The 3,945-nt window shown below is 62.1% G+C and carries 3 protein-coding genes and 1 pseudogene; all 4 read right to left on the bottom strand.

Translation table 11 applies throughout. The annotated features are described in order from the left end of the window. A pseudogene (locus tag Q0D45_RS21210) lies at nucleotides 1-598 on the bottom strand (hypothetical protein); the annotation flags it as partial. 41 nt (nucleotides 599-639) lie between these two features. Further along, nucleotides 640-1,740 (bottom strand): YCF48-related protein, encoded by a 1,101-nt coding sequence (locus Q0D45_RS21215; protein ID WP_293397816.1) that lies wholly within the window; start codon nucleotides 1,738-1,740, stop codon nucleotides 640-642. A gap of 79 nt (nucleotides 1,741-1,819) precedes the next feature. Further along, a complete protein-coding gene (locus Q0D45_RS21220) occupies nucleotides 1,820-3,367 on the bottom strand; it encodes a DUF1329 domain-containing protein (RefSeq protein ID WP_293397819.1) in 1,548 nt (515 codons plus the stop codon). Between the two features lie 142 nt (nucleotides 3,368-3,509). Then, nucleotides 3,510-3,945 (bottom strand): DUF1302 family protein (locus Q0D45_RS21225; protein WP_293397822.1); only part of this gene is annotated, 436 nt, incomplete at its 5' end.

The following is a 3,945-nucleotide window of genomic DNA, read 5'->3' on the forward strand; positions in this document are numbered from 1 at the left end:
TCAGATAGTCGAGCTTCTCGCCGGTCTGCGGATCGATCTCCAGCAACTCGGTGAGGATCATCGCGCCGCGCTGATCGTTGGTGACGATGCGGCCGATCACCTGCGCCTTGGCGACGTTGGACTTCACCTTCTGCAGCACGTCCGGTGTCGGCGCGTAGTCCGGCGGAATCACCGTGGCGCCGCTCAGGCCGCCTTCGATGTTCTCGACGTAGTTGACGTTCGGGGTGAACAGCGAGGTGACCTTGGCGCGGTCGACGCCGGGCATGAAAAACACTTCATCGGTGGCCTTTTGCAAGGTGCCCATGAACTCCGGCGTGTAGATATCGCCGGTGCCTTCATCCTTGATCAGCGCCACCAGCACCGTGTTGGCACCGCCGAAATCCCGGTAGTACTCGCGGAATTTCTCCATGTACGGATGTTCCAGCGGCACCGATTTCAGCCAGCCGGCGTCCGGCTTCAGGCGCGCCATCTGCACCGTGAACAGCAGGGTCAGAATGATCAGGATCCAGTGCGTCATCTGACGCCGGCCATAGATGATCGGTTCGACGGCCCTGAGAATCTTGTCGGCCCAGACGCCGCCTACTGCTGCACCTGCCATATGCCTTCTCCGCTTCTCGTTCTAGTGGTGTCGCGCAGCAATCAGTTCGGAAGGGCGAGCAGTTTCACGCCCGACGTGCCGACCACGATCAGGCCGTCCGCGGCAGCCAGTCCCATGTTCATGTTGATGTTGGTCGGCAGCTTGACTCGGCTCAACACGCCCGCTGCCACATCGGCCTTCATCACCCGGCCGTTGGCGCCGAACAGCAGCACCGTGCCGTCGTCGCTCACCGAGCCACCGAACAGGCTTTCGGTGTCGTCCGAAGCCAGGCGCTTCCAGCCGGCGACCTCGCTGACCGGATTGGCGTTCTGCCCCGAGGCTTCAGGGTTCGCCGCGAGTTCGCGCAGCGCGGCGAGATCCGCCTCGCTGAGTGCGGGCGCAGTCGCGACATTGGCGATATGAAAGGCGTTGCCGCGCAGGCCGAAAGCGACCGCGCCATTCGCACCCACCGGCACCACGCCGAAATAGGAGCCGGTGTACGGCGACTTCAATGGCTTCCAGGTGAGGCCCTGATCGGCCGAGTGCGCCAGGAAGCCGCGCTCGCCGGTGAGCAGCAGGCTGCCGTCACCGAGCTTGATCAGGTTGTAGAGATTCGGCTGGTCCTCGAAGACCGGCGATTCGACCGCTTCCCAGGTCTTGCCGCCATCGGCCGTGCGCTTGAGCATGCCGTTGCCGCCGGCCACCAGACCGTTGCTGGCATCGAGAAACAGGATGTCGAACCAAGGCTTGCCCCAGGCCGCATCGAACTGGGCCAGGGTCCAGCTCTTGCCGCCGTCGGAGGTGTCCAGAATGGTGCCGTCGTAACCGACAGCCCAGCCGTGGACATCATCGAGAAAACGGACGCGCACCAGGGTTGCATCAGCCGGCGTCAGGACCTGTTTCCAGACCTTGCCATCGGCAGACAACAACACGCCACCGCGCTGACCAACAGCCACATAACCGCCGCCCGCCTTGGCCAGGCTCAGGATCAGGCCAGACGCAGCGCGCGGCGCGATCACAGCAGGACGCGGCACCAGTGTCGTATCGACGCCGGTATCTTCAGCCTCTTCCTCCTGTGCCAGCAGATAGACCGGGAACGCAAACGCAACAACGATTGCAGATGCCAGAGCGGCCTTCTGCAGGATGATTCGATGACGATTCATGAGCTCCCCCGGTGTACTGACGACACCTTGCGTGGTGGCCGGCGAGTCGCCTCGCCGGCCCCACGCTTGCGATGACTTGTTACTTGGACTGCGACTTGCGGTTCAGGCTGCCCGGCGAGAAGTAGTCGTCCTTGAAGCTGATCTTGAAGTCCGAGATCTTGTCTTCGTTGGACAGCGCGGTGACGAAGTAGCGGCCGCTCTGCAGGTCGTAGATGACTTCCGGGATGCCGGTGACGGTCGGCACGAACGGCACCGAGATCAGCTGCGCTTCCTGCACCTTCCAGAGCTGGTCGCGGGTGTCGTAGTCATCCACGGCGGCGATCGCCCAGCTGTCTTCATCGACATAGAAGCGGCGCTTCTTGAACTGGTGACGCAGGCCGGCACGCAGGGTGGCTTCGACCACCCAGACCCGATGCAGCTCGTAACGCGACAGGTTCTGGTTGATGTGGCCCGGACGGATGATGTCCTTGTACTTGATCAGCGGCGCGTTGATCAGGAACGAGTTGTAGGCGATGTACATCTCCTTCTTGCCCACCAGCTTCCAGTCGTAACGATCCAGCGCGCCGTTGAACACGTCGACCTGGTCGTTGAACTGCTCGCCATCGGTGCCGATGTAGGGATTGTCGTAACCGACGTCCGGCGCCTTGTTCACGCGGCCGAGGCCGGGATTGAAGATCCAGGCGTTACGGCCCGAGCCTTCGGCACCCGAGGTTTCATGCACCAAGGTCAGCTGACCTGCGACCTTGGCCGGAGCGACGACATTCGAGAGGTAGTACAGCAGGATCTTGGTACCCGGATTGGCTTCGGCCAGATTCGCGTACTTGAACTTCACGTCCTCGATCAGCTTGGTGATCTTGTACGAACCATCGGCCTTGACCACGGCCTGATTGTTGTAGCGCTTCACGGCCGAACCGCGGTAGCGCATCTTGTGATTCCAGATCACTTCGGCGCCGCTCTTCGGAATCGGGAACGGGAAGCCGAGCACGGCACCGTTCACTTCATCGGTGCCGACCAGTTCCGAGGTCGTCGCGTTCTTGATCGTCGCCGCATTGATCTCGTCCGGGAAGAACGCCGAGCGCAGGGTCGGATAGACGATCATCTTGTAGGTCGGGTACTTGGCGAACATCGCCTTCTGCCCTTCCGTCAGCTTTTCGCCGTACTTGGCGACGTCAGCCTTGGTAATGATGAACAGCGGCTTCTCGAACTTGCCGCCGCCGCCGATCTGCTGGCGCTGCTTGGTCGCCAGCTTGCCGAGATCCGGCGGCAGCTTGGCGATGATGTCGTCGATCTGCTTGGAGATCTTCGGGTAGTCGGCGAGCGTGAAGCTGTCGAGATACTTCAGCAGCGCGTCGAAGTCGGCCGGGCTCTTGGCGCGGATCACTTCAAACTGCTGGCGCAGTTCTTCGAGCTTGGCAGGCGTCAGCGCCCGCACTTCGGCATCGAAGTTCTTGCCGCCGATCCAGGCCGGAATCGAACCATCGGCATTGGCACCGGCAACGGCGCCGACCGGCGTCAGCTCCTTGCCCAGTTTCGCGGCTTCATCAGCCGTGGCCTTGGCGTATGCATTGGCGCTGGCAGCCAAACCCACGGCGCCCGCCAACATGAACAAACCTGCTCGTTTGAACATCGTCAATCTCCTCACAAGAAAACAGGGCCTGCTGATGCTGCTCCGGGAAACCGGCGCCTTTGCCGCCTTTCGGGGAACAACGGTGACGATCGAAGCCGAACGCGCGTCAGGCGGCTCGGCAGGATCGGATCCACTCTTGAAATCAGAACGTGTAAGCGATCTGGAACGCGACGATGTCGCGATCCCGCTGGGTGTTGACGGTGCCGCCACCGGTGGAACCCTGGTAGATCAGCTGACCGGACCAGGGACCACCGTTCTCGATCTCGGTGGAGACCGCATAGGTGATGGTGCCTTCGATGAAATTCTGTACCGGCAGCGGCGAGATGCCGTAGAAATCGTGGCCGAAGTAAATCGCCGGCTTGAAGTTCAAACCCGCCAGCAGATTGTTGTACTCGAAGCGGGTCAGGATGCGGTAACCCGCCGAAAAGCTTGAGGCGAAGCCGCTGGTCTGCTGCGTCGGGTTCAGCGAACGGGTGTCCGGCTGGCCATTGACCTGGCCGGTGCCATCGGCGCCCGGGCTGGCATGGCTGCCGTTGTTGTCGCCACCTTCCAGCTGCAGGCGGCTGCGGTTCGGCAGG

Origin of the sequence: Nevskia sp. (assembly GCF_023266035.1) — a bacterium.
Lineage (GTDB): Bacteria > Pseudomonadota > Gammaproteobacteria > Nevskiales > Nevskiaceae > Nevskia.

What these genes read in the sequence shown, in the direction of transcription:
- Q0D45_RS21215 (WP_293397816.1), bottom strand. Translation starts at nt 1,740, where the DNA reads ATGAATCGTCATCGAATCATCCTGCAGAAGGCCGCTCTGGCATCTGCA.
- Q0D45_RS21220 (WP_293397819.1), bottom strand. Translation starts at nt 3,367, where the DNA reads ATGTTCAAACGAGCAGGTTTGTTCATGTTGGCGGGCGCCGTGGGTTTG.